At 71.8% G+C, this 25,513-nt stretch carries 24 protein-coding genes; 17 read left to right on the top strand and 7 right to left on the bottom strand.

Annotation, left to right across the window (positions count from 1 at the left end; all coding sequences use genetic code 11):
* The coding region (locus ABFX54_RS34495; RefSeq protein ID WP_346110819.1) for a hypothetical protein at positions 1–413 on the top strand (413 nt) is incomplete at its 5' end.
* A gap of 18 nt (positions 414–431) precedes the next feature.
* On the opposite strand, the gene ABFX54_RS34490 is transcribed toward ABFX54_RS34495, so the two are convergent.
* The gene (locus ABFX54_RS34490; protein ID WP_346110818.1) at positions 432–1,964 is read right to left on the bottom strand and encodes a PQQ-dependent sugar dehydrogenase; all 1,533 of its coding nucleotides are present in this window, start codon (positions 1,962–1,964) and stop codon (positions 432–434) included.
* 266 nt (positions 1,965–2,230) lie between these two features.
* On the opposite strand from ABFX54_RS34490, the gene ABFX54_RS34485 reads away from it, so the two are divergent.
* The 5 genes from ABFX54_RS34485 to ABFX54_RS34465 all read left to right on the top strand — a co-directional run bounded on the left by ABFX54_RS34485 (position 2,231) and on the right by ABFX54_RS34465 (position 6,427).
* Positions 2,231–2,812 (top strand): hypothetical protein, encoded by a 582-nt coding sequence (locus ABFX54_RS34485; protein WP_346110817.1) that lies wholly within the window; start codon positions 2,231–2,233, stop codon positions 2,810–2,812.
* A 313-nt stretch (positions 2,813–3,125) separates the two neighbouring features.
* Positions 3,126–3,449 (top strand): STAS domain-containing protein, encoded by a 324-nt coding sequence (locus ABFX54_RS34480; RefSeq protein ID WP_346110816.1) that lies wholly within the window; start codon positions 3,126–3,128, stop codon positions 3,447–3,449.
* 222 nt (positions 3,450–3,671) lie between these two features.
* Positions 3,672–4,577 carry an alpha/beta fold hydrolase gene (locus ABFX54_RS34475; RefSeq protein WP_346110815.1) on the top strand — a complete coding sequence of 302 codons (906 nt, stop codon included), beginning with the start codon at positions 3,672–3,674 and terminating at the stop codon, positions 4,575–4,577.
* A 103-nt stretch (positions 4,578–4,680) separates the two neighbouring features.
* Positions 4,681–5,112, top strand: a complete 432-nt coding sequence (locus tag ABFX54_RS34470) for a DUF5980 family protein (RefSeq protein ID WP_346110814.1) — start codon at positions 4,681–4,683, stop codon at positions 5,110–5,112.
* Positions 5,113–5,206: 94 nt separating this feature from the next.
* Entirely contained in the window at positions 5,207–6,427 is a 1,221-nt protein-coding gene (locus ABFX54_RS34465) for a sensor histidine kinase (protein ID WP_346110812.1), read from the top strand.
* Here ABFX54_RS34465 and ABFX54_RS34460 read toward each other — a convergent pair.
* Positions 6,373–6,951, bottom strand: a complete 579-nt coding sequence (locus ABFX54_RS34460; protein ID WP_346110811.1) for a TetR/AcrR family transcriptional regulator — start codon at positions 6,949–6,951, stop codon at positions 6,373–6,375. The two genes, ABFX54_RS34465 and ABFX54_RS34460, sit on opposite strands and share 55 nt — an antisense overlap.
* A gap of 86 nt (positions 6,952–7,037) precedes the next feature.
* Between ABFX54_RS34460 and ABFX54_RS34455 the strand changes: the two genes are divergently transcribed.
* From ABFX54_RS34455 to ABFX54_RS34440, 4 genes are all read left to right on the top strand, one after another.
* Complete coding sequence (locus tag ABFX54_RS34455; RefSeq protein WP_346110810.1) at positions 7,038–7,919, top strand: SDR family oxidoreductase; 882 nt, start codon at positions 7,038–7,040, stop codon at positions 7,917–7,919.
* A gap of 24 nt (positions 7,920–7,943) precedes the next feature.
* Positions 7,944–8,603, top strand: coding sequence for a sigma-70 family RNA polymerase sigma factor (locus ABFX54_RS34450; protein WP_346110809.1), 660 nt, complete (start codon positions 7,944–7,946; stop codon positions 8,601–8,603).
* Positions 8,600–8,821, top strand: coding sequence for a hypothetical protein (locus tag ABFX54_RS34445; RefSeq protein WP_346110808.1), 222 nt, complete (start codon positions 8,600–8,602; stop codon positions 8,819–8,821). Before ABFX54_RS34450 ends, ABFX54_RS34445 begins: the two co-directional genes overlap by 4 nt.
* 95 nt (positions 8,822–8,916) lie before the next feature.
* Positions 8,917–9,423, top strand: coding sequence for a redoxin domain-containing protein (locus ABFX54_RS34440; protein WP_346110806.1), 507 nt, complete (start codon positions 8,917–8,919; stop codon positions 9,421–9,423).
* On the opposite strand, the gene ABFX54_RS34435 is transcribed toward ABFX54_RS34440, so the two are convergent.
* Complete coding sequence (locus ABFX54_RS34435; RefSeq protein ID WP_346110804.1) at positions 9,424–11,190, bottom strand: MOSC domain-containing protein; 1,767 nt, start codon at positions 11,188–11,190, stop codon at positions 9,424–9,426.
* Positions 11,191–11,377: 187 nt separating this feature from the next.
* On the opposite strand from ABFX54_RS34435, the gene ABFX54_RS34430 reads away from it, so the two are divergent.
* The 4 genes from ABFX54_RS34430 to ABFX54_RS34415 all read left to right on the top strand — a co-directional run bounded on the left by ABFX54_RS34430 (position 11,378) and on the right by ABFX54_RS34415 (position 17,439).
* Positions 11,378–12,517 carry a molybdopterin-dependent oxidoreductase gene (locus ABFX54_RS34430; protein ID WP_346110802.1) on the top strand — a complete coding sequence of 380 codons (1,140 nt, stop codon included), beginning with the start codon at positions 11,378–11,380 and terminating at the stop codon, positions 12,515–12,517.
* Positions 12,514–12,918, top strand: coding sequence for a hypothetical protein (locus ABFX54_RS34425; protein ID WP_346110801.1), 405 nt, complete (start codon positions 12,514–12,516; stop codon positions 12,916–12,918). Before ABFX54_RS34430 ends, ABFX54_RS34425 begins: the two co-directional genes overlap by 4 nt.
* Before the next feature lie 266 nt (positions 12,919–13,184).
* Positions 13,185–14,051: a C40 family peptidase gene (locus ABFX54_RS34420; RefSeq protein WP_346110800.1), complete on the top strand. Its 867-nt coding sequence runs from the start codon at positions 13,185–13,187 to the stop codon at positions 14,049–14,051.
* Positions 14,052–14,178: 127 nt separating this feature from the next.
* The gene (locus tag ABFX54_RS34415) at positions 14,179–17,439 is read left to right on the top strand and encodes a BTAD domain-containing putative transcriptional regulator (protein ID WP_346110799.1); all 3,261 of its coding nucleotides are present in this window, start codon (positions 14,179–14,181) and stop codon (positions 17,437–17,439) included.
* Between the two features lie 43 nt (positions 17,440–17,482).
* Here the strand turns inward: ABFX54_RS34415 and ABFX54_RS34410 are convergent, their stop codons facing one another.
* Positions 17,483–18,085: a TetR/AcrR family transcriptional regulator gene (locus ABFX54_RS34410; protein ID WP_346110798.1), complete on the bottom strand. Its 603-nt coding sequence runs from the start codon at positions 18,083–18,085 to the stop codon at positions 17,483–17,485.
* 91 nt (positions 18,086–18,176) lie between these two features.
* Between ABFX54_RS34410 and ABFX54_RS34405 the strand changes: the two genes are divergently transcribed.
* From ABFX54_RS34405 to ABFX54_RS34395, 3 genes are all read left to right on the top strand, one after another.
* Positions 18,177–19,133, top strand: a complete 957-nt coding sequence (locus ABFX54_RS34405; protein WP_346110797.1) for an aldo/keto reductase — start codon at positions 18,177–18,179, stop codon at positions 19,131–19,133.
* Positions 19,134–19,199: 66 nt separating this feature from the next.
* Entirely contained in the window at positions 19,200–20,219 is a 1,020-nt protein-coding gene (locus tag ABFX54_RS34400; RefSeq protein ID WP_346110796.1) for an NADPH:quinone reductase, read from the top strand.
* A gap of 55 nt (positions 20,220–20,274) precedes the next feature.
* Positions 20,275–21,189, top strand: a complete 915-nt coding sequence (locus tag ABFX54_RS34395) for a hypothetical protein (protein WP_346110795.1) — start codon at positions 20,275–20,277, stop codon at positions 21,187–21,189.
* Between the two features lie 74 nt (positions 21,190–21,263).
* On the opposite strand, the gene ABFX54_RS34390 is transcribed toward ABFX54_RS34395, so the two are convergent.
* The 3 genes from ABFX54_RS34390 to ABFX54_RS34380 all read right to left on the bottom strand — a co-directional run bounded on the left by ABFX54_RS34390 (position 21,264) and on the right by ABFX54_RS34380 (position 25,365).
* On the bottom strand, positions 21,264–21,935 hold the full coding sequence (locus tag ABFX54_RS34390; RefSeq protein ID WP_346110794.1) for a hypothetical protein: 672 nt from the start codon (positions 21,933–21,935) through the stop codon (positions 21,264–21,266).
* Positions 21,936–22,408: 473 nt separating this feature from the next.
* Positions 22,409–23,416 (bottom strand): GDSL-type esterase/lipase family protein, encoded by a 1,008-nt coding sequence (locus tag ABFX54_RS34385; protein ID WP_346110793.1) that lies wholly within the window; start codon positions 23,414–23,416, stop codon positions 22,409–22,411.
* Positions 23,417–23,559: 143 nt separating this feature from the next.
* The gene (locus ABFX54_RS34380; RefSeq protein WP_346110792.1) at positions 23,560–25,365 is read right to left on the bottom strand and encodes a right-handed parallel beta-helix repeat-containing protein; all 1,806 of its coding nucleotides are present in this window, start codon (positions 25,363–25,365) and stop codon (positions 23,560–23,562) included.
* Between the last annotated feature and the right edge of the window lie 148 nt (positions 25,366–25,513).

Below are 25,513 nucleotides of genomic sequence, written 5' to 3'. Positions count from 1 at the left end.
CCTGGCTCACCGGATCCCCGGCCGCGACCGCGCCAACCCCGCTCTCCGCCACGCGGCCCGCCAAACAGCCTGTCACCCAGCCCGCCTCGCCATCGTTCTCCCCAGGGGAGCCGCGGATCGTCGCGTCCAAGGGCGCGCCGACCAAGTACGGCAGAAGCTGCCACAAGGACTGCGCCTACATCGAGTTCCGGGCCACCGGCCTCAAGCCGGGCACCAAATACCATTTCCGGCCGTACACCAGCAATTGGGGCGCCTTCAACCCGGGAGCCGACCTGAGCGCCGACGAGAACGGCGAGCAGCACAGCGACCGCCGCTTCCCCTGCAACGCCACCGGCCAGCAGGTGTGGATCGTCGCCGAGGCGCCGGACGGCCACCGGATCGTGTCGAACAAGTTCACCTGGACCGCCGGTTGAGCCGGTGGCGGAGCGAGATCAGCGGACGACCGCGCACGCGTCCCGGTTGAGCGAGAACCGGGCCGGCGCCGACGCGTCGCCAGTGTGGGTGACCAGGTAGCCCAGGGTGACGCTGCTCCCCGGGGCGATCGAGCCGTTGTGGCCCGCGTCGGCCGCGGTGATCATGTCCCCGCTCTGGGTCAGGTCGGTGTTCCAGTCCCCGATGACGCTCTGCCCGCGCGCGAGGGGGAAGCGCAGCGTCCAGCCGTCGATCGGGGTGGCGCCGGTGTTGGTGACGGTGAGGTCGACGGTCATGCCGCCGCCCCAGGTCCGCGTGGTGTACGCGATCCGGCAGGTCGGCTGGGCGCGCTCGAACGAGACGCGGTGCAGGCCGCCGGGCAGGTCGTTGACGACGTAGAGCTCGCCCTCGGGCGTGGCGCCGAACGCGGTGACCTGCGTGGGTGTCTGGCCGAGCTCGGCCTGGTCGTAGCCGCCCGAGCCGTTCTCGCGCAGCGCCCACACGGTCGAGTAGCAGTAGTCGGTGGCGAGGTAGGTGCCGCCGACCAGGCCGGCGAACTGCTTGCCGCGATACACCTGCCCGCCGATGACCGCGCAGCCGCCGGTGTGCGGGGAGTAGGTGAAGACGGGCGCGGTGTACGCGGCCCCGGCACGGCACTGGGCCTGGTCGAACACCTCCAGTCCCTCGTAGCAGGACCAGCCCAGGTTCGCCCCCGCCTGCCGTCCCTTCCGCAGGTGGTTGACCTCCTCCCACCGGCCCTGGCCCACGTCGGCCACCCACATCGAGCCGTCGGCGGGATCGACGGAGAACCGCCAGGGGTTGCGGCCGCCGTACAGCCAGATCTCTCCCCGCGCCCCTTCCACGCCGGCGAACGGGTTGTCGGCGGGGACGCAGTAGGCGAGCGCGCCGCAGCTCCTGCTGACGTCGACCCGGATGACCTTGCCCAGGAGCGTGTCCAGGCGCTGGCCGCTGTCGAACGGGTCACCGGCGCCGCCGCCGTCGCCGATGCTCATGTAGAGGTGGCCGTCGGTGCCGAAGGTGATCTGGCCGCCGTTGTGATTGCTGTTCTCGGCGTGCTCCTGGGCGAGCAGGGGTTCGAGGCGGGCGTCGTCCAGCCGGTACCTGGCCAGGGTGACCGCGCCGCCCGGGAGCGCGGTGTAGGCCAGGTACAGGTCCTGGCTCTCCGCGAAGTCGGGGGAGAGGGCGATGCCGAGCAGGCCCCGTTCGTTGCCGGACTCGTCGACGGAGGCCGTGATGTCGATGATCGGCGTCTGCGCCAGGCCGGTGTCCGGATGGTAGACGCGTACCGTGCCGCGCTTCTCGGTGATGAACAGCCGCCGCGTGCCGTCGTCGGGGGCGGCGATGGCGGTGGGGCGGCGCAGTCCGAACGCGACCTGGGTGGTGGTCGCGTTGATCTCCTCCAGCGGCACCGTGGCGGCGGCGCGCGCGGCGGGCGAGCCGGTCGCCGCGGCGACCGGCGGAGGGCTGAGCGGGGCGAGAAGTGGCAGGGACAGGGCGAGCAGCACGGGGGCCGCCCAGCGTCTTCCTGGCATGTCGAACTCCAGACCGGGGCATCGTCGGGATCCGCAGACCGGACGGTAGCGGCTCGCCCGCCGTCCCAACCAGGTCCGCGATCACCGCGCCCGCCCGGTGCGCCGGCTCCGGGCCGCTGACCGGCGACGACGCGCGTACGCCCGGCGCCGAGCCATGAAACGTACATTCGCCGCATGCCCGGATGCCTCGGCCCGCGTACGACGGCATCGGTTCGCCGGCCGTCCGTGTGGGACGGAGGCGCGCGGGAGCGGGCGGCGTATGGTGGATGGACTGGGATCTTCAGCCTGCCGGCAACCGCGCCGGCGTCGCCCCGGCCGCAGCCGCCCTCACCTACCGCGACGCCCGCATCCTGGCCGAGCACCTCCATACCCGCCTCCACCTCGACGAAGGGACACCGATCATCGCCATTCCTGCCGTTCCCCCGTCCGAGGAGCCGGCCCGGCGGGTACGCCCCCACGTGAGCGAGGCGAAGCTGAGCCCGCGCGGCCAGCCGGCCCCCGACGCCCTCCACTGGACCTGCCCCCACGGACGCCACGCGGGCAAGGGCTGCGTCGCCTGCTACGAGGCCTCGACCGACGCCGACCCGGCGCTGCCGCTGTGGCGGATCGCGGTGTGGTTCACCTCGGAGCGGCCGATGCCGATCAGGGTGCTGAAGGACGTGCGCCGGCACGGCCGCAACTTCGCGCTCGACCAGCCGTCCACCCCGCTCGTCTACCTCCTCAGCGGCCAGGCGCGGGCCGCCACGAGCGCGGAGGCCATCGCCGGCCTGGTCGGATTCCTGGTCGGCAACCGGCACATCGTGGACGCGTTCACCGTGACGGAGATCCGCGCCGTCATCGCCTCCTGACGTCGGCCGCACCGGCCCGCAAGGGCCGCCGAACGGCCATGAAGTAGACTTAAGGCACCGAGGACTAATCGAGCGTCGGCACCCAGTCAGCGTCGCCCCCGGCGAACCACACCAGCGGCCCCCATCTCGGAGGGCCTGGACGGGGCCAGCGACCATGACGCAGAAACCGATCCGTGTGCACCGCTCAGCACAGCTTCGTCCTCGGACTCCCCCCTCCGCTCAGAGCCAGGACCGCCACGAGAGCACCGCCATGGTGCCGGGCGGCCGCTCATCCACAGGCCTTTCCTTCACCGTCGTTCCGAACAGGAGACGTATGACCGTCACAAACGCCATGAAGCCGCACGAAGCGAGCACCCTCAAGCCCACCCTCATCCACCTGTCGGGTGACATCGACATCTTCACCACGGCCCAACTGCGCCAGCGGCTGCTCGACGCCCTGAGCCGCACCACCGGCACGCTCGTCCTCGACCTGTCCCAGGTCACCTTCTGCGGCGCCGGCGGGCTGGGCGTGCTGCTCGGCGTACAGGCCCGGGCCCGCGCGCTGGGCGTCACCCTGGCGCTGACCGGCATCCCGCCCTTCATGACCCGCCTGCTCCGCATCACCGGCCTGTCTCCCCACTTCGCCCGAGCAGCCTGACCGGCCCTTTTCCGCCAGCGGTAGAAGAGGAACTCCGGGTAGAAGCGGACACCGTGCGGCCCGCGGGTTGTCCCCCGTGCGAGCTACCGGCGATTGTCCACCGAGTGGTGACGCTGCCGGGGTGATCGGATCCGTAGCGTAGCGGCATGGCCGCGGCGCTTCGGCCGCATCCCGCCGCCGGGTGAACCGCCCCGGTGTCACCGCTCTCCCTGGAGGACTCGAATGCTCCGCACGATCAAGCGGTCCGTTGTCGTCGCACTCTGCTGCACCGCGATCGGCGCGGGGCTCGCCGGTTGCGAGAGCGACGCGATGGACGACTGGGACCCCCTCGCCGGCACCGAGCAGACCGAGAAGAAGGCCGACGCCGCCCCGATCGACGGCACTCAGAAGGTCAAGGTCGAGGGCAAGCAGGTGAACGTGTCGTGCTCGGGCGACGCGGCGGAGGGCAAGCCGGTCGTCGTGCTGCTGCACGGCGCCGGTGACGGGGTGGACAAGCTGGCGGCGCTGCAGAAGACGCTGAGTGGCAAGAACCGGGTCTGCTCCTACGACCGGCTGGGCTCCGGGGCGAGTGACCAGCCCGACGGCCCGCAGACCTTCGCGAGCAGCGGGAAGGTGCTCACCGGGGTGCTGGACCGGGTCGCGGGTGAGTCGCCGGTCGTGCTGGCGGGGCACTCGCTGGGCGGGCTGATCGCCGCCAGGTACGCCCCCGAGCACAAGGACCGGGTCAAGGGTCTGGTGCTGATGGACGCGACCCCGTCCACGATGACCGCCGACATCAAGAAGGCCATCCCCGAGTCGGCCAAGGGCCCGGCGGCCGAACTGCGGGCCCAGAACCTGGCCATCTTCGCCGGGCAGAATCCGGAGAAGCTCGCCGTTCCCGACGGCAAGGTGGAGTCCGCCGGGGACATCCCGGTCGAGGTGCTCACGCACGGCAAGCCGTACCTCGCGGCGCTGCCCACGTACGGGCCGCTGCTGGAGAAGGCGTGGTCGGCGGGGCAGCGGGACTGGCTGGCCCTGTCGACCAGCAGCAAGCTGACCACGGCCGAGAAGAGCGAGCACTACATCTACGTGGACCAGCCCGAGATCGCCGTCAAGGCCATCGAGAGCGTCGCCGCGCTGGCCGGTTGACGCCGAAAGTTTCGCTCGAAAAGAGAAACTTTACATAGATCGTCAAAAGCTCAATAATTCACGCGTAAGCCATCCCACCGCGCGAAGCGTCAAGGAGGCAGCCGTGAGAAGGATCCACCGAGTCGCCGAGCTCGCCGTCGGCGCGACGGCCGGGCTGGTGCTGGCGCTGGCCGGCAGCACCCCCGCCTCGGCGTCCACCTGGGAGCTGCGCGACCTGGAGCAGCGGATGTGCGTCACGTCGAGCTTCGGCCATCCCAACACGTACTTCGTGGCCGCGGTCGTCGGGAAGTGGTCGAAGACGGTCCGCGTCGGGCTGCGTGACCTGCCTCCCGGCTCGACCACCTCGGGCGACGACGCGATCCCGCCCGGTTCCAACTACCCCAACCCCGAGAACGGGGCGACGACGATCAACGGCTGGCTGCAGATCTCGATCGCTCCGCTCCCGGTCGGGGTCTACACCCCGACGCTGATCGCGTACGACGGGAAGGAGACCCAGTCGACCTCCATCACGATCACCTCGAAGACGGCCTGCTAGGAGTCTCGGGGTGTGGCCCGCGATCCGGGCCACCCCGAGTGCCGGAATTCGCATGAAGCATGCCGTCTGATCCCTTCTTTACTAGGCTCAACCGGTGATCGATACGCGGCGAGTCAAGGATCTGTGGCGGCGGTGCGACGTCACGGTGCGAGATTTCCCGGTGGCGCTGTTCCTGACCGTGGTGCCGCTCCTGCCGGAGTTCCAGGGCAACGGCACCCAGGTCGGCGGCCTGCCCACTCGTCCCTATGACGCGCTGGCCATCCTGGTGGTCGCGCTGGAGTGCCTGCCGCTGACCGTGCGCCGCCGGTGGCCGATCGTCTGCGTCGCGCTGGTGTCGGTCGGGTTCACCCTGGACCAGGTCTTCGCCTACCACTCGCTGGGCGGCACCGCGCTGCCGTTCGCGCTCGTCAGCGTGGGGGCCCATCTGCTACGCGGCCGGCGCGTCGTCATGGTCCTGCTGTCGCTGGCGTACCTGGGGTTCGCGTACGCGCTCGACCGGGCCGGCGGGCAGGAGACGCCGGCCAACCACGCGCTGTTCTACCTGTCGATGGTGCTCGCGTGGGGCGTCGGCGCCTGGCTGCGCAACACCAGGGCGGCCGAGGCCGAGCGCCGACGCCACGTCGCCGAGGCCACGCGTGCCGCAGAACGCACCCGCATCGCCCGCGAACTGCACGACGTGGTGACCCACCATGTGACCGCGATCGTGGTACAGGCCGAGGCCGCCCGCTATCTCACCGCCGCGCCCGACCGCCTCGACGCGACCCTCAGCGCCGTCACCGACACCGGCCGGCGGGCCATCACCGACCTGCGGAACATGCTCGACGTGCTCGATCCCGGCCATGACTCAGGTGACGAGACGCCGGCCGCCGGCGACCTGCGTGCCCTGGTCGAGCAGACGCGCCAGGCGGGGCAGCCGGTGGAGTTCGCCGAGGAGGGCGAGGCCGCGGATCCATCCGGTGGCCCGCATTTCGTGATTTATCGGGTGGTGCAGGAGTCGCTGACGAACGCCCTCAAATACGCCCACGGCGCCCCCACCGTGGTTCGTGTCCGCCATGGTGAGAACGTGATCGAGGCGGAGGTCGCCAACGACGGCACCGGGTCGCGGTCCAGCTCTCCGGGCGGGAGCGGGCGCGGCCTGGCCGGGCTCCAGGACCGGGTCGAGGCCCTGGGCGGCGAGTTCAGCGCGGCCCCGCAGGTGGACGGCGGCTTCGTCGTACGGGCTCACGTCCCCACGCAAGCAGGGGAAGCCGGCCGGTCCGGTCAGCTCAGTGAGGCGGTGGCCGCGCGGAGTTCGTCCAGGGCGGCCAGGGCGTAGCCGGCCAGGTCGTCATCGCCGTCGCGCTCGCCCTCCGCCCATTCCTGGTAACCCCGCTTGAACGCGAGCACCCCCAGCTCGCCCGCGAGGGCCGCGATCGGATCGGGCACGCCGCGGGCCACCAGCGCGGTGGTCATCGCGGCCGCGAGGCTGACGGTCTTGAGCGCGTCACGTGCCTGCAGTTCGCCGCTGGCGGCGATGGCCGCCTTCAGCCGGGGGGCGAACTCGCGATTGGCCGGCCCCATCGTGCTCGACGCGCGCCGGAGACCGGCGGCGACCGCCTCCAGCGGGCCGGCGTCGGCGGGCGCCTCGGCGATGCCCTCGGCCAGCAGCCGGCACAGCGTCTCCTGGCCGGCCACCAGCAGCTCCCGTTTGTCGGGGAAGTGGCGGAAGAAGGTGCTCTTGGTGACTCCGGCGCGCTCGGCGATCTGCGCGACCGTGGTGGCGTCGTATCCCTGCTCGGTGAACAGGTCGACGGCGGCCACGACGAGGCGTTCGCGCGCACCTGGTTCCCATCGGCCCATGGCTCCATCGTAGCGTGATGAGACCTTTGTCCCATCGCCCTGCTACAGTGATGGGACAAAGGTCCCATCGCTTGCGGGAGTGTTCCATGCGCGTCTTCATCACCGGCGGCACCGGCCTGATCGGCTCCGCCGTCGTCGCCGAACTGCTCGGCCACGGCCACACCGTCCTCGCCCTCGCCCGCTCCGACGCCTCGGCGCGGGCCGCCAAGGAGGCAGGTGCCGAGCCGCTGCGCGGAGGTCTCGCCGATCTGGACGTCCTGCGCGCCGGCGCCGCCCAGGCCGAGGGCGTGATCCACCTGGCCTTCGCCAACGACTTCAGCGGCGCCGACGCCCTCGCGCAGGCGGTCGCCGAGGAGAGCGCGGCCCTCGCGGCCCTCGGGGAGGAGCTCGACGGCAGTGACCGCCCCATCGTCGCCGCCTCGGGCACGCCCCTCGCGCCGGGCCGCGCCTCCACCGAGGCCGACCCCGCGATGACCGAAGGTCCGGTCGGCGGTCGCGGTCGCGCGGTCACGGCGATCCTGGACCTGGCCGAGCGCGGGGTCCGCAGCACCGCCGTACGGCTGCCGCGTACGGTGCACAACCAGGGCCAGGGCGGGTTCGCCGGCCTGCTCACCGGCATCGCCCGGCAGACCGGCGTGTCCGGCTACCTGGGCGACGGCACCCAGCGCTGGCCGGCCGTGCACGCGCTCGACGCGGCGGTCCTCTTCCGGCTCGCCCTGGAGACGGCGCCGGCCGGCACGGCCTGGCACGCCGTCGCCGACGAGGGCGACCAGGTACGCGACATCGCCGCGGTCATCGGCCGCCGGCTGGGCCTGCCGGTCGAGTCGGTGCCGCCGGAGACCTACGGCCCGCTCGCGCCGATCTTCGCCGCCGACCAGCCCTCGTCCAGCGCCCACACCCGGCAGGCGCTCGGCTGGGAGCCGAAGCATCCCAGCCTGCTGGAGGACCTGGAGCAGATCCAGCCCTGAGGAGCGGGTCGATACGATGGCAGGGTGGCGACGGCACACGACCGGACAGGCGACCTCGCCGCACTCGATCCCGAGTCGGCCGGGTGGGTGCGCGCGCTGCGCGGCCCGGAGCCGGATCGGCAGGCCGCCGTCGAGCGGCTGCACGCGCTGCTCCTGCGCATCGCGAGGAACGAGGTCCGCAGGCGGAGCGCGCGGCTCGGCGTCACCGGTCCCGAGCTCGACGACCTCGCCCACCAGGCCGCGGCCGACGCGCTGCTGGCCATCACCGGCAAGATCGGCGACTTCCGGGGCGAGAGCAGGTTCACGACCTGGGCCTACAAGTTCGTCATCCTGGAGGTGTCGGCGAAGGTCGGGCGACATTTCTGGCGCAATCCCCGCGTACCTTTCGATACCGAGGACTGGGAGCGGCTGCCCGACCGGTTCGGGCTCGACCCGGCCGCGGAGTCCGAATGGCGCGACCTGCTCGCCGCGCTGCGCCGCGCCGTCGAGGAGAAGCTGACCGAACGGCAACGCCGGATCTTCGTCGCACTGGTGCTCGCGGAGGTGCCGCTGGACGCCCTGGTCATCGAGCTCGGCACCAACCGCAACGCGATCTACAAGACGATGTTCGACGCCAGGCGCAAGCTCAGGGCCGCGCTCGCCGCGGCCGGTCACATGGATCACGACATGGTGAGGCGATCGTGAACGGCTGGGCCGAGCTGGACCGCTTCCTGGAGACCGATCCGCGCGACGTGGGCTGCGAGGAGGCGATGGCCCTGCTCCACGTGTACGTCGAACTGGTGGCACGGGACGCCGGAGCCGAGCGGCGCCATCCGGGCATCGCCGCCCACCTGCGCGCGTGCGGCCCGTGCTCGGACGACTTCGAGGGCCTGCTGGCCGCGGTCGTCGGCCAGGAGGGCTGAGAACGGCCGCGCGGGGGCCACGACCGGCCATCGCCGGAGCTGTGGCGCGCGTCACATGAGGGTAAGACCTGGCCGGTGGCCGCCGCCAACCAGGTATGACTGATTCATTCAACGGCAAATCCGCACTGCTGCACCCGGGTGACGCCTTCCCGGCACTCACGCTGTCGCTGCCCGGCGACGCGAAACTCCAGCTGCCCGACGCCCTCGCCGGCGGCTTCGGTGTGGTGCTCTTCTACCGGGGCTCGTGGTGCCCGTACTGCAACGCCCAGCTCCGCGCGTTCCAGCGGTCGCTGGACAAGCTCGCCGAGCTGGACGTCAACGTGGTCGCGGTCTCGGTCGACGACGAAGCCACCACCAAGGAGCTGGTCGGCAAGCACGGCCTGACGTTCCCGGTGGGTTACGGCGCCGACGCGGCCGCCTTCGCGGCGGCGACGGGCGCGTTCGTGCACACCGACCCCACCTACCTGGAGTCGACCGGCTTCGTGCTCGACCCGGACGGCAGGGTCCTCGTCAGCGTGTACTCAAGCGGGGCCATCGGCCGCCTCGTCCCCGAGGACGTCGCCGGCATGATCCGGTACGTACGCGAGCACGCGGCCGGCTGATCAGAGGTCGAGCACCAGGTCGTGGCGTGGCGTGGCGCAGCAGATGAGGACCTCGCCGGCGGGCGGCGGCTCCAGCGGGTCGGGGGCGTACGCCACGTCCCCGGCCAGGAGCGGCGTCGTGCAGGTGTGGCAGACCCCCGTACGGCAGGACCAGCGCGTCTGCACGTCGCAGGCGTCCGCGAGATCGAGCACCGAACGGTGGCGCGGTGACCAGCGGACCGACAGGCCGCTGCGGGCGAACGTGATCAGCGGCCCGGTGCCCGGCTCGCCCGGCGGTTGGTGCGGCGCCACCGCGGGCCGGGCCGTGAGGCCCGGGTTGATCGCGGCCAGCGCGCCGAACAGTTCGGTGTGGATCCGGTCGTCCGCCAGCCCGATCGTGGTGAGCGTCGCGCGCATGGCGTCCATGAAGGGGGCCGGGCCGCACAGGTAGGCGCTGGCTTCGGCGGGCAGCCCGAGCCCAGCCATGCTCTCCAGACCGGGCCGGCCCCGATGAACCTCAGCCCGCACCCCGTCCCCACTGTCGCTGCTGCCGTCGCCGGTCGCGCCGTTCTTCGCCGTGTAGAAGATGTGCTCGTGCGCTTCGGGCAGGTCGCGGAGCAGGGCGTGCGCCTCCTGGGCGAAGAGGTGCTCACTGCGGTTGCGCGCCGCGTGGATCCACCAGACCGGCCGCGCGGTACGTTCGGCGGCCAGTCGGTGCAGCATCGCCATGACCGGGGTCGCGCCGACTCCGGCCGAGACGAGCACCACCGGCCCGTCCCCGGGGACGAGGACGAAGTCGCCGCGCGGTGCCGCCACCTCCAGCACCGCGCCGACCCGCAGCCCGGCGTGCAGGTAGCGGCTGACCAGGCCGTGCTCCTCGCGTTTCACACTCACCCGGTACGCGGACGCGCCGGGCGCGGAGGAGAGCGAGTAACTGCGTACCGGCGGCGGATCGCCGGCGCCGCCGACCCGGAGGGTGAGGTATTGACCGGCCTCGGCGGCGGGCAGCGCGCCCCCGTCGGCCGCTTCGAGCTCGACGGAGAGCACGGACGGGGTCTCGTGCACGAGCCCGGTGACCCGCAACGGCCGGAACCCCGGCCACGCCTCGGCACGCGGCCCGGCCTCAGCGGCGCCGGCCGGCCCAGCGGCAGTGGCCATATCGCGGAACGACTGCTGCCACCCAGGACTGAGCGCCGGAATGGCGAGCGCTCTGCGAAGTTTGTCCGGATCGCGCCCCGGAAGGTAGAGCAACGCGTCGATGTCGGCCACGCTGAGCGCCCCCGGCCCGGTCCGCGTCTTGACGATGGCGTCCCCCGCCCGCACCACACCCTCGGTGATGACCCGCAGGTAGAAGCCCGGCCGATGATGGGAGACGAGCAGGGCGGGCAGCTCCGGTTCGCCGAGCCGCATGCCGACCCGGTAACAGGTGACCCGTGGCTGGGTGACCTCGAACTCCGCCTCCCCGATGCGGTACCGGTCGCCGACGCACACCTCGTCGTCGGGCAGCCCGTCGACGGTGAAGTTCTCCCCGAACTGGCCGTACTCGAAGTCGGAGCGGCCGAAGTGCTCCTGCCAGTGGGCGTAGGACTCGATCTGGTAGACGAGCACGGCCCGCTGCTCGCCGCCGTGTCCCTGGAGGTCGCCCTGGCCGTCGCCGTCGACGTTGAGCCGTCTGACCAGGCGCGGGCCGGTGACGGGATGTTTCCACACGCCCGTGTGCACAGTCCTGCCCTGCCAGGACACGTCCTTCGGCATCCCGACGTTCACCGACAAGAGCTTCGCCGTCATGATCCTCGCCGTGGTGTCGCCCACCCCAGGTCGCCGTTCCCCTCCACCCTAACCAGCGGCTTCCCGGCGACCGCGACCGCCCCGCGCGCAGCGGCCGAGGCCCACACCCGCCGCACTTCTTACGGACCGCGGACGGTACCGCCCGGGGACGGCCACTCGGACGCCCGGAGGTGTCAGGCTTCGAGGCATGAGCAGGCGCCTGACAAGCATCGCGGTGACCTTTGGCCAGTCGTTGGCCGGCAGGTTCACCAGCCGGCTGCGTTCGGAACGGGTGGCGGCCAAGCTGGGGATGTGGCTGGGGATCAGCTTCACCGTCGCCTTCGCGACCGGCCTCTTCAGCCACTTCACCCAGCATCCGCCCACGTGGCTGCTGTGGCCGTCGCGGCCGGTCAACCTCTACCGCGTGACGCAGGGCCTGCACGTCATCGGCGGCATCGCCACGGTCCCGCTGCTGCTGGCCAAGCTGTGGACGGTCTACCCGAAGCTGTGGCAGTGGCCGCCGTTCCGCTCCGCGGGGCACGCGGCCGAGCGGCTGTTCGTGCTGCTGCTGGTCGCGGGTGCGTTGTTCCAGCTCGTCACGGGGCTGCTGAACATCGCCTACACCTACCCGTGGCCGTTCGGGTTCGTGCAGGCGCACTACTGGACCGCCTTCATCGTCTACGGCGCGCTCGTCATCCACGCCGCCAACGAGTGGTCCAAGGTCAGGCGGCACCTGTGGGTCCGCGTGGAGGACCCCGACCGGCGCCGCTTCCTGACCACGGTCGCCGCCGCGTGCGGCGTGGCGGCGCTGGTCACGGTGGGTGAGGCGGTCACGCCGCTGAAAGGGCTGGCGGTGCTGGCGCCGCGCGATCCTGACGCGGGGCCGCAGGGCGTGCCGGTCAACCGGTCGGCCGCGGCGGCGGGCGTGAGGGTGGCGCCGGGCGATCCGGCGTACCGGCTGGTGGTGACGGGAGCCGTGCGCACGGAGCTGTCGCTCGCCTACGCCGACCTCGCCGCCCTGCCCCAGCACACGGTACGACTGCCGATCGCCTGCGTGGAGGGCTGGAGCGTGGAGTGCGAGTGGACGGGCGTACGCCTGCGCGACCTGATCAGCCGGGCGGGCGCCGCGCCGGACGCGTTCCTGACGATCGAGTCACTCGAACGCACCGGCTACTACCGCACCAGCGAGGTACGCCCCCCGCACTGGAACGACCCGCTGACCCTCCTGGCACTCCAACTGAACGGCCACCCGCTGGACGCCGACCACGGCTACCCGGTGCGGCTGATCGCGCCCAACCGGCCCGGCGTCATGCAGACCAAGTGGGTCGGCACGGTGAGGGTCGCATGAGGTGGGTCCTGTACGCGGCCGGTGCCGCGCTGGTGGGCCTCGGGTTCACCGGCTTGTTCCTGGACAGCGGTCCGATCGGCTGGGCGCTGTGGTTCGGCGGCGTCGTGGTGGCGCATGACGGGATCCTGGTTCCCGTGGTCCTGCTGATCGGCCTGGCCGTGCGCCGGGCGGGCGGCGCGGTGCGCGCGGTCGCGATCGTGGCCGGGACGGTGACGCTCGCGACCCTGCCGACCGTGCTGGCGCTGGGCCGGCGGGCGGACAACCCGTCGATCCTCCCCCTCGACTACGTCCGAAACCTGCTGCTCGTCCTGGGCGTGCTCGCTCTCGCCGCACTGGCTCCCCGGCTGTGGCGGGCGGCACGACGGAAGCGCGGGGGCCGCGCGCCCGAGTCGGATCGCTGACGCCGTCCCGATCACGACCCGAGGTCCAGTACGGGCGGAGTACGGACAGCGCCGCGCCAGCGGCGGTCCTTAGCGTTCTCGTCAAGACGCCCAAGATCTGGACCTCGACCGGACCCGCGGCCGGGCAGCCGTACCCCCACGGCACCGCGTGACGTCACTGTGCTCACGTTCTCCCAAGTGACTCTTCGTGAATCGCGCCGATCTGTCGTTCATCGACTTCCGCCATGAAGGGAAACCCAGTGAAACCAGGAATCATCGCGTCGGCCGTGGCCTTCTTAGTCGCGACCACCAGCGCCGTCTTCGTGAACGCGCCCTCCGCCTCCGCCGACGGCCTGAGCAACCCGAGCGGCACGCTCACCACCGAGTGCGCCGGCGCCAGCAGCTTCCTCCAGGTCGACTGGAAGGCCGGAGACCGGGTGACCATCCGCTGGCGGGTCGACGACACCGGCACGGCGAGCAACTTCTCCCCGGTGCTGCGGATCCAGGCTCACGACGCCGACCACAGCTCGGCGCCGTTCACGTTCCCCAGCGGCGACGCGCACTTCGTCCTCAACAGCGGCAACGGCACCCATGAGGTGGGCCTGAAGTCCGACTGGAACCCGGAGGCCATCGGCAACATCAACCACCTGCGGGTGCAGATCCAGAACGGCACCACCGCCCAGGGCACCAACTGCGTCGAGGTGCGGGAGATCTACAACTGGAGCATGATCGGCCACAAGAACGCCATGGCGAAGCGCGGCGTCGACTACGTGCTCGGCGGTGAGGGAACGCCGGCCAAACCCGGGTACGACTGCTCGGGCCTCGTCTACGCCTCCTACAACCCGATCGGCAACTTCCCCGGCTGGCCCGTCCGCCGTGCCGTCGACATGTGGAGATGGGCGGAGAGCCACCAGTCCCCGTCGAAGTTCTACGCCAAGTCCGTCGCCTGGTCCGACCTGAAGGTCGGCGACCTGATCTTCTACAAGACGACCGATGAAGCCGTCGGCCACGTCTCGTTCTGGGAGGGGGACGGCAACGTCCTCGACGCGCTCGAACCGGGCACCAAGGTTTCCGTCCATCCCGAGGGCGGCCTGCGCAACGTCCGCGTCGCGGCCTTCCGCATCCTCGGCGTGGCGACCGTGCCCACAGACTGACATCGTTCCCGCCGCGAGCCCAGTGTGCCGAGCGCGGCGCTCTGGGCCTCGGCGTGTTCCTGACCTAAGATCGGGCGGTGCCCCGAAGGCCGTGGACCGACGTTCCGCTCACTCGGTGCAGGCACGAGTGAGCGAGACCAGCTTCGGCGGGCTGCTGCGCGCCCATCGCCGCCGTACCGGGCTGACCCAGCGGCAACTCGCCGACCGGGCGGGCGTGAGCGCGGGCGCGATCCGTGATCTGGAACAGGGCAGGACGAGAAGCCCGAAGCGGGACTCGGTCCAGGCCATCGCCGTCGCGCTCGGGCTGAGCGGGCCCGACTCCGAGCAACTGCACGCCGCCGCCGAGGCGCGTCGCACCCGGCAGGGCGAAACCGATCCGGTTCAGGGCGGTCCGCTGCGCGTGCGCGTGCTCGGCCCGATCGAGGTCTGGCACGGCGAGGTCCAGGCGCCACTCGGCTCCGACCTGCAACGCACGCTGCTCGCCCGGCTGGCGCTCGGCGCCGGCGCGGCGGCCGGTCAGGACGAGCTCATCGAACTCCTGTGGCCGCACGGCGGTGCCCATCGGACGGGCCGTCGCACCGGCCATCGTGCGGTCAGCCTGCTGCACACGCACGTCGCCAGGCTGCGGCGGCTGCTGGACTCCGGGCCGGCTGCGGCAAGCGTGCTGCTCGGCGGCCAGAACGGATACCGCCTCGCGCTCGCCGCCGATCAGCTCGACCTGCTGGAGTTCCGCGACCTCACGGCACGGGCGGCGTACGACGCGCCGGAGGAGGCGCTGGCCAGGCTCGCCGCGGCCGTCGCCCTGTGGCGCGGCGAGATCGACGCGGAACGGGTGGCGGCGAGCCCGCTCTACACCGCGGTGACCGGCGAGTACGCCGCCACCGTCCAGATGTTCGCCACCCTGGCCCGCGACCTGGGACGGCCGGAGCGGGCACTGCGGCCGGTGCGCCAGCTCGCGCTCCGGCACGAGTTGGACGAGCCGCTGCACGCCGAGCTGATCCTGACGCTGGCCGCGAGCGGCAGGCAGGCGGAGGCGCTGGCGGCGTACGATCGGATCAGGGCGGCACTGGCCGACCAGCTCGGCATCGATCCGGGAGAGCGGCTCAGGCACGCCCAGCTCGCGGTGCTGCGGCAGGAGGAGCGGCAGGCCCGGCGGGCGATGGGACGCACCGCGATCCAGCAGGCGCCCGCCGCGCCGCCCGACTTCGTCGGCAGGACGGACGAGCTGGCCGGGATCGAGGCCGCGCTGGCCAGATCGGGCCTGGAGCCGGTACCGGCCGCGCCCCGGATCGTACTGATCGACGGCATAGCGGGAGTCGGCAAGACCGCGCTCGCGCTCGCCGCCGCGCACCGGTTGCGCGGGGAGTATCCCGATGGTCAGTTGTACGCCGACCTGCGCGGCACCACCGCGACCGGGCCGGAGCCGATGCGGGTGCTCAGCCGGTTCCTGCGCGCGCTCGGCGTGCCGGGCAGGCGGATCGGGACCGACGAGACCGAGGCGGCCGCGGTGTTCAGGAGCGAGCTCGCCGACCGGCGGATGCTGGTGCTGCTGGACAACGCGCACGACGCCGGCCAGGTGCTGCCGCTGCTGCCCGGCGCCGGCGGCAGCGACCTGATCGTGACCAGCCGGCGCCGGATGCCCGGCCTGGCCGGCGCGAACGCCGTCCACCTCGAACCGCTCAACCCGGAGGAATCGATTGCCCTGATAGCCGCGACCGCGGGAGCGCACCGGATCGAGGCCGATCCCGGCGCGGCCGGCGCGCTCGCCGAGGCGTGCGCCCGGCTGCCGCTCGCGTTGCGCATCGCGAGCGCGCGGCTGGCCACCCGGCAGGCGTGGACCATCGGCGACCTGACCCGCCGGCTGCACGACGACAACCGCAGGCTCACCGAGCTTTCCACCGGCGAGTCGAGCGTGCTCACCAGTTTCCAGCTCAGTTACGCCGACCTGAGCGCCGCCGCCCAGCGCGCGTTCCGGCTGTGCGGCCTGCATCCCGCCGACGACTTCGGCGCCGACAGCACGGGCGCCCTCCTCGACCTGCCGGCGCTCGAAGCCGATCGCCTGCTGGAGGACCTGCTCGAAGCGAACATGCTGATGCAGTACGCGACCGACCGCTACCGGCTGCACGACCTGCTCGGCCTGTACGCCCGGCGGCTGCTCGCCGACGACGCCGAGGGCGAGATCGCCCGTTCGCGCCTTTACACCTGGTACGCCGACGCGGTGACGGCCGCGATGGAGTGGGTCTACCCGCAGCTCGTCCGGCTCCGGACGCACGCGGCGCGGGAGTCGGTCTTCGCCACCGAGACCGACGCCCTCACCTGGCTGGACGCCGAGCTGCCCGCGCTCGTCGCCGTCGTCAAGCACACCGCCGGAACTGCCGACCGCGCGCTGGCCTGGCGCATCACCGACCAGCTCCGCGGCTACTTCCTGATCCGCCGGCACATCGACGGCTGGTTGCCGGCGGCCGAGGCGGGCATGGAGGCGGCCGTCCTGGCCGGGGACGACGTGGCGCGTACCGCGATGCTGATCAGCCGCGGCCAGGCGCTGTGGTCGGTCGGCCGGGACGAGGAGGCGCTGGCGGACTCGCTCGCCGGTGAGCGGCTCGCGGCCGCCACCGGTTGGACGACGGCCGCGGCGTACCTGTCCCACCACATCGGCTGGCACCACCTGGAGCAGGGCAAGCTCGCCGACGCGGAGAAGTGGATGCGCCGCGCGCTCGACCTGACCGAGGACGACCCGCTCGGTCACGTACGCGCGGTCGCGTTCAACGGGCTCGGGGTGCTGCGGCTGCACCAGGGCCAGTTGGTGGACGCCGCCGACCTGCTCAACGCGGCACTGGAGATCAACGAGACGACGGGCAGGGAGACCTCGGCGCTGGCGAACCGGGGCAACCTGGCCAGCGCGCTGCGTCAGCTCGGCTCGGAGCGGCACGCCTTCGAGCTGCTCACCGGCGTGCTGGCGGCGTACAGGAAGGCGGCCAACCTGCGCGGCGAGCTGTCCACCCTGGACGAGCTGAGCCGGCTGCACCTCCAGCGCGGGGACGCGGCCACCGCGCTGGAGGTGGCGCGGCGGGCGTACGACATGGCGATCGCGGTGCACGACAGGAAGGCCACGGCGCAGACCGCGGCCACCGCGGCGCAGGCCTACCACGCTCTGGGCGAGGTGCGGGCTGCCGTCCAGTGGTTCGAGCGCTGCGTGACGATCGCGCGCGACACGTACCCGTTCGTGGAGGCGCGCGCCCTGGTCGGCCTGGCCACCACCCGGCTCTCGGACGGCGACCCGGCGTCGGCGCGGCGGATCGCCGAGCGGGCCCTGGCCATCGCCGCCGCGTGCGGTTTCCGCCTGCTCGAACGCCGCGCCCTGGCCGCGCTGGACGCCTCGAAACGGTGAGCACCCGCCCCGCGTCAGGCTCGGCTGAGGCCGCGGGGAGGGGTCACGGGGTCGGCTGGGGGTGCAGGGCGTCCACGAGCAGGTCGAGCAGCCGGCCGATCTGCTCGGGCGTGTCGAGGGCCGCCGTGGCCAGGAAGATCCCGAGGATCATCATGGTGACCTGCTCGGGCTCGACGTCCGCGCGCAGCGTGCCCGTGGCGGCGCCCGCGGTGAGGAACGCCGTGATGGCGGCGGTGATGCGTTCCCTGGTGGTGGTGGTCGGGATGCGGCCCGCGCTCTGGCCGGCCCGAATCGCGTCGGCCATGCCGCGCTTCATCGCCGCGAACGCCGCGTACCGCTCCATCCAGGCACGCAGCGCGAGCTGTGGCGGGAGCCGTTCGAGCAGGTCGGGGACGCACGCGCTGAGCTCGTCGAGCTCGGCGGCGTAGACCGCCTCCACGAGCGCCTCGCGGGTGGGGAAGTGGCGATACAGGGTGCCGATCCCCACCCCCGCGTCACGGGCGATGGTCTCCAGCGGAACGCTGTCGTCGGACGCCGCGAACGCGGAGCGGGCGACGGCGACCAGTCTGTCGCGGTTGCGCTGGGCGTGGGCGCGCAGCGGGCGCTGGGGCGCGGCCGGGGTGGGCGTCGATTCGTGCGCGGCCAAAGTGGAGGAACCTCCGGTATTGCCCTATAGTCGATCGAGGATAACGGAGGGTCCTCCGCTATCTCTGGCATTCTACGTGGACGGGATTCCCATGCCCCCAACCAGCTCTCCCGCTTCTCCCGATGCTCCCGGCGGGCCGGTCGCCGCGCCGCGGCCCGGCGGCACCGCTCCGTTCGCCGGCCGTACCGTGTCGCGGATCGGCTACGGCGCCGCGCAGCTCGGACGCCGCCGCGGCGACCGTGACGCGGCCCTGGCGCTCGTCCGCCAGGCGATCGACCACGGCGTCGACCACATCGACACCGCGCAGTTCTACGGCGACGGCTACGCCAACGAGATCCTCCGCGACGCGATCGGGCCGGAGGACGACGTCATGATCGTCAGCAAGGTCGGCGCCACCGCCAACCCCGGCGGACGGGTCCCGCTGCGCCTGGCCCAGCAGCCGAAGGAGCTGCGCGCCTGCGTCGAGGACAACCTCACCGCCCTCGGCGTGGACCGCATCCCCGTCGTGAACCTGCGCCGCCTCGACGCAGGCCCGGGGCTGCGGCCCGAGGGCGATCAAGTCGTCGACCTCGACGACCAGCTCGCCGAGATGACCGCGATGCGCGACGAGGGCAAGATCGGCGGGATCGGGCTGAGCGGCGTCGGCATCGACGGGTTGCGCCGGGCGATCCCCGCCGGCCTCGCCTGCGTGCAGAACGCCTACAGCCTCGTCTGCCGCGACGACGAGGAACTGCTGCGGCTGTGCGCGGCCGAGGGCATCGCCTGGGTGCCGTTCTTCCCCCTCGGCGGGAACGTCTTCCCCGGCATGCCCAAGCCCACCGACGAACCGGCCGTCCGCACCGTGGCCGATTCGCTCGGCGTCACGCCGTCCCAGGTCGGCCTCGCCTGGCTGCTGCACCACGCCCCGAACGTGCTGCTCATCCCCGGCACCGGCGACCCCGCTCACCTGGAGGCCAACCTGGCGGTCGGCGACATCACCCTCGACGCCGCCGCCATGGCCGCCCTCGACGCCGTCGAGTCCCGGTCCAGCGACGTTCCGCTCGGCTGATCGGCGTCGGGCGGGTAAGAGATCATTGCCGAGACATCAGCGCCGAGCGAGCAAGGACAGGACGATATGAAGGCCATCATCTACCGCGACCACGGCGACGCCGACGTTCTGCAACTCGTCGAGCGTGACGTGCCCGAGCCCGGCCCCGGCGAAGTACGCGTCCGGGTCGCCGTGTCCGGGGTCAACCCGACCGACTGGAAGAGCCGCTCCGGTGCCACCAGCAGGAAGAGCTTCCCCGAGATCACCCCGCACCTCGACGGAGCCGGCGTGATCGACGCCGTCGGCGAGGGGGTCGACCCGAGCCGGGTCGGCCAGCGGGTCTGGCTGTTCATGGCCACCGTCGGGCGGCCCACCGGCACGGCCGCCGAGTTCACCGTCGTGCCCGCCGGCAACGCGGTGCCGCTGCCCGACGCGGCCGGGTTCGACCTCGGCGCCTCGCTCGGCGTTCCCGCCCTCACCGCGCACCGCGCGCTCACCGTCGCCGAGGACGGGCCGCGCCGGCTGCGTCCCGGCGCGCTCGACGGCAAGGTGGTGCTCGCCGCCGGCGGGGCGGGAGCGGTCGGGCACGCGGCGATCCAGCTCGCCCGCTGGGCCGGGGCCACCGTGATCAGCACGATCAGCGGGCCCGAGAAGGCCCGGCTGGCCATCGCGGCCGGCGCCCACCACGTGGTCAACTACCGCGAGGGCGACGCTGCCGCCCGGATCCGCGAGCTCGCCCCGGACGGCGTCGACATCGTCGCCGAGGTGGCGCTGGGGGCGAACCTGGCCCTGGACCTGGCCGTGCTGGCCACCCGTGGCACCATCGCGATCTACGCCAACGACGGTGACAAGCCGGTCAACCTGGACGTGCGGCAGAACATGACGCTGAACACGCGCTACCAGTTCCTGGTGCTCTACACGGTCGGCACGCAGGCGCTAACCGCCGGTGCCGAGGACGTCGCCGCGGCCGTCCGCGACGGCGCCCTGCCTGTCGGCGAGGAGCACGGCCTGCCGCTGGTCCGCTTCCCGCTCGACCGCACCGCCGACGCCCACCGGGCGGTGGAGGGCGGCGCGGTCGGCAAGGTCCTGGTGGACATCACCCCGTGACGGCCGCGCGAGACGGTCCCGCGAGGCGGCGCTCTCGCGATGGGGCGGCCTCGCGATGGGCGGCCTCCGCGATGTGACGGACGCGGGCCCTGCTACGGTGCTCCTCGACGAGCTGGAGATAGTCCCGGGCCGGCTCACCGTTGAAGGAGAGACTCTGCGACGAGACAGGCCGCGTGGCCGGCTCCCGCTCATCGCGCTCGTCGCACTCGTCCTGGGCCTGCTCCAAGCGAGTGGCTGCGCCATCGACAAGGGCACCGCGCTCGCCGCGGACTTCGACGCGGACTGGGCCGGAACGCCGGACGTCACCAAGATCGACACGACCAGGAACAACACGCTCCCGTTCGCGGGCTCGGCCTCCGGCACCCTGATCCTCAGGGACGGCACGCCGGCCGACCGGGTGGGCGTGCTGGCGAACGACCTGCGGCGGTACGTCGCCGAGCACGGGAACATCACCGGCCGGATCGCGGCGGGCGCCGTCAGCTTCACCGTCGTCGCCGACCGGCGCCGTACGGACGAGGCACTGTCGTTGTGGCGGTCACTGACGACCGACGACCGGACGCTGACCGGCGACCTGCACGACGCGCCCACGAAGGGGGTCGTCCGCTGGCGGATCGAGCTCACCGCGACCGACGCCGCCGCCGCGATGACGCTGTTCGAGGACCTGGTCACCGACGGCGGACGGCATCGGCCCCTGTCGGACGTGGTGTCGCTGAAGGTCGGCACGGGCCGCGCCGCCCGGCCCGCGCTCTCCGTCGGCACCGACTTCAACGGCGCCCGCCCCACCGAGGCCGTCGCCGCCTACCAGGCGGTGGCCGCCCGGTACGCCGTCGCCGGCGCCACGCTGATGCCCGACCGCGCCACCATCGTGGTCGCGAAGCAGGCCGACCTGGCCCGTGCGAGCGAACTGGCCGCGAAGGCGGCTCCGGGCCTCGGGGCCACGCTCAAGGTCACCAGCGCCGGCAACCCCTGACGGTCACCAGCGTCGGCGACCTCTGGTCCCCCTGTGCTCGTGGTGCCCGCGCGCGCACCGGCACAACCCATCGTTCATGACGCGCCTTCGTTCCCGTTGGCCGGCACGGGCGTCACGGGGATGACGTCGTCCGGCAGGGAGACGGGCCTCGCCTCGCTCCGCACGAACGTGCGCGGCACGTGCACCCAGGCATGCCCCCGGTGCTCCTTCTCCAGCACCTGGACCCGGCGGAAGTCGTCGAGGTGGTAGGTGGTGTAGCCCTGGCTGATCGTCCCGTCGTAGATCTCGTCGGAGACGATCATCGCGAGGGACGTGTCGGAGGTCTCCAGCGTGTGTCTCAGCGCACTGCACGAGAGCAGCCGCCTGACCTGGACGACCGCCTGTCCAGCGAAGCCGTTGGCCGCCTGCGAGACGACGCCCTCGTGCACGGCCATCCGCAGCCGCAGCCGCGCCTCCTCGATCCTGGTGGCGTTGCACTGGTTCAGCAGCCGGTGCAGGTGCCTGACGAACTCGTCGACGAGGCGGTGCCCCGGTTCGGAGGTGGGGAGGATGGCGAGCTCTCCGTCGCCGGAGGGCTGGGTCGTCCACAACTTCCTGTGCAGCACGGCCGCGTCGGCCGCCTCGTGCAGAACGTCCACCAAGGTGCGCTGAACACTGCGATGACGCTGGGCGTCCCCGCTGCCGTAGCCGGCGATGTCCGTCGCCAGCAGCAGATATCTGCCGGTGTTTATCGGCTTTGTCGGCATTTGCTTTCTCCGGGAAGGAATTGCCGCTTAATTGATGAGGAGACTCTGGCATATGATCCAGCCGGACAAGACCTGCCCATACGTTTTCGAAGATCGTCCGTCAGCCCCCGCCATGTCCCCCCTGCGGCGGTTGGCCCAGTCGAGGGTGGAGTTCAATCCGGCCGTAAAGGTATTCGAAGGCCATTCGATGGGATAACGACGTTGCACACTTCCTCCGACAGGTCCACTCCCGCGAGGCCGATGGATCGCCTGGGAGAATCATTCACTTCTGGTTCGGATGTCGCAACTAGAATCCCATTTCTCCTTTACTGCCACAGCATCTTCAAGCGGGACAGTGGGCGCGATATCAGACAACACGCCTGAATACCGTGAATTACCGGCGTAATACATGCCAAAGTGGCACTGCGCCTTACCGCCTCGTGTGGCGGCGGGACGTCGGTCGAGGCGCGGCCGGCCGGGTGATCAGCCGGGTGCTACGGGGCAGCGGCGACGGCCGCCAGGCGGGGTGCGAGGCGCTCGGCCATGAGGCGGTAGCCGTCGGCGTTCGGGTGGAGGGCGTCGGGCAGCAGGAGGTGGGCGTCGCCGGGGCCGAGGACGCTCGGGCCGTCGATGAGGTGCAGCCGGGTCTCGCCGCACCGCTGCAACGTCCGTACGGCGTCCGCGACGGCGGTGCGGACGTCGTCGAGGGTCAGCCGCACCTGGTTGGCCAGCCGTTCGCGAGGCGGTGAGGTCATCGGCGAGATCACGGCGATCGGCACCCGTGGTTGCGCGTCGCGAATCGTCTGGATAAATCCTGATACCTGGCCAGTGAACGTCCGCAGGCTCATGCTCGCGAAACCATGGACGTTGCCCCCGAGGCACAGCGAGATCAGGTCCGCCGGCGTGCGCGCGATGGCCCTGGCCGCGACGGGATCGAGGTGGCACTCGCCGGCGAACCCGAGACAGGTCAGGTCCCAGTCGAGGCGCCGCGCGACCAGGGCGGGCCAGGTCTCGCTCGGTCCGGCCGCCGAGCGGCACTGCGTGATCGAGCTTCCGTACGTGACCCAGCGCGGCCCCTCGTCCCCAGGCGCGGTGGCGTACGTCGCGCCGTGCAGGACGAGAGGTCCCGTCCTGACCTCGCCGAACTGAGGCAGCCAGACCTCGACGACCTTGGCGCCGGGCGGCAGCACGACGCGGCTCGTCATCGCCCCCGCCGCCAGCGCCGTCCGCCGCCAGAGCATCCCGTCCACCGTGACGTCGAGCGACGTCACGTCGTCGGCCGCGGCGTAGGTGCGCAGTTCCAGCGCGGCCGCGTCGGTACGGACGACCGCGAGCACGCCGGCCGGCATCCGCGCCCGCGTGACCAGGACGGGCGCGTGGGCGGTGGCGATCCGGTCCGGCGGCAGCCGCCACGGCTGCCAGGCGCCGCCCTCCTCCGTCCAGGCCAGCGCGCCCCGCCAGACCGCCGCCCCGGCGCCGGGGGTGAGCCGGATCACCGACATGCGAGTCCGATCACTGCCATGCGAGTCACAGTCACTGCCATGCGAGTCACTGCCATGCAAGCCCGACGAGTTCCATCCGGATCCAGTGCTTCGGGAGCCCGATCAGCGCCGCGTGAGCCGGGGTCGGTGTCATGAGAGCCGGGTCAGACCTTGGGGCCGAGGACGACGTTGCGCCAGGCGGCTCCGTCGGAGAGCGCGAGGCCGCGCTTGCCGGTCTTCGGGTCGCGAACCATGACGATCCCCCCGGCCTGGCCGGCCGCGTCCGGCAGGGTGTCCGGGGTGTGCTCGGCCAGGACCACCTGGTGCGCGTAGACGTTCCGCATCCGCTGCGTGGCGCTGCCCAGATCTCGTGCGTTGTCGGCGGGCGGCATCAGCCCGGTGGCGTTGGCGGCCATGGACACCAGTTCGTTCGTGGACGTGGTCGAGCAGAGCAGCTCGGTCGCGGCCGATCCCGACTGGTTGACCGGCACCACCCGCACCCCGCCCTTGACGCCCGGGTTGGCGTTGCTGCCCTCCACGAGGAACGACCCGTACCGGTCCGTGCCCACCTTGACCGGCTCGGTCGAGGTGCTGACCACCTTCGCCGCCGCCCCCAGCGGCCCGGCCACCTCGATCCGGTTGAACCGGCCGGGGGTGGCCTGGACGAACGAGTCCGCCCCCAGAGGGCCCGCGACCAGCGGCACCTGCTCGGAGGCGTTGCCAATCACGTGGGAGGCGTGCAGCCCGCCGGTGGTCATGATCGGCGGCCGGTTCGCGGGATCGGCCGAGATGACGTTGCCGATGACGCTGAACGCGCTCGCCTTCCCGGCCACCGCGATGGCGGCGTTGTCGTTCCTGCCGGAGAGGTTCCAGTTGTCGAACGAGTTGTTGGCGATGGTGATCCTGCTGGCGTCGTTCTCGAAGCGGATCGGCGAGCCGTTGAGCCAGTTGAAGGTGTTCCCGCTGATGGTGACGTTGTGCGCCTTGACGCCGCTGGAGAACTGGATCGCGCGGGTGCCGTTGTTCTGCGGCGGTTCGAACCCGCCGAGTACGTTGTCGCCGATGGTCAGGTTGTGGCCCCCGCTGGTGATCTCGATGATCGCCCCGTTGTCCGCCTTCTCCACCACGTTGCCGCTGATGGTGGAGTTGGTGAGGCTGCCGATGAACAGGCGCCGGCCGATGTCGAGCAGGTTGCCCTGAATGATCATGCCGCGGAAGTCGCTGCTCTCGGCGCCCTGCGTGACGATGGCCTGGAACGGGCTGTGGAAGTGGTTGTTGGTGATGAGCCACTTGCGCAACCCGTACGGCGGGACATGGTCGGCTCCGCCTTCCACGCCGCTGGTGGGCCAGGCGAGGCTGACGCCGGTGGTACAGAGCGCGACGAGGTTGTGCGAGAAGTACAGCCCGCGGCCGACGTGTTCGACGGCGAGCTTGAACGACACGAACGTGCACTCCAGGATGGCGGCGTCGGTGTCGTCGGTGTTGACCTCACCGGCGAAGCGCAACGCCACGTTGCGTTCGGTCTTGGCGGGGGCGACGAAGGCCAGGCCGTAGATCGCGGCGAGCGAGCAACGTACGTCGATGCCCACGCCGTCGTGCGTCACCTGGATGATCGACGCGCGGTTCGTCATGGTGCTGTAACCGCGGAGCTGGATGCGGTTGAAGGACTCCCCGGCCACGTCGGGGATGACGATGGTCCTGGTGATCCGGTAGGTGCCAGGCGGGAAGACGACGATCCGGGTGGTCCGGGTCCGGGTGGCGAGGATGGCCTGCTCGATGGCGTCGGTGTCGTCGTGCTGCCCGTCGGCCAGCGCGCCGAACTGCTGGGGCGTGATGATGTCCGCCGGGTCCGCGTCTTCCGGGCCCGCGGCCGCCGCGGGTGCGGCTCCCCAGGTGGCGCCGGCCGCGGCGGCGCCGAGCGCCGCACCGCCGATCCGTAGGAGCGCTCGACGATCGGTCCACTCGGGCATGGCCGCTACCTCCGACTGCGCGGGTTGATACGTATTGATCGGGGATCGTACATACGGCCAATCCGGCTAACAAGAGCTAATAAATGCTGATAATCGGACGACATCTAGACATCTGACGGCAACATTCGTGAAATTTCCCCCTTGTGGT

Source organism: Nonomuraea maheshkhaliensis (genome assembly GCF_039529435.1).
GTDB classification, from domain to species: Bacteria; Actinomycetota; Actinomycetes; order Streptosporangiales; family Streptosporangiaceae; genus Nonomuraea; species Nonomuraea maheshkhaliensis.
Note: the sequence above shows the minus strand (reverse complement) of the source record. Positions and strands in the feature narration are given on the sequence as shown.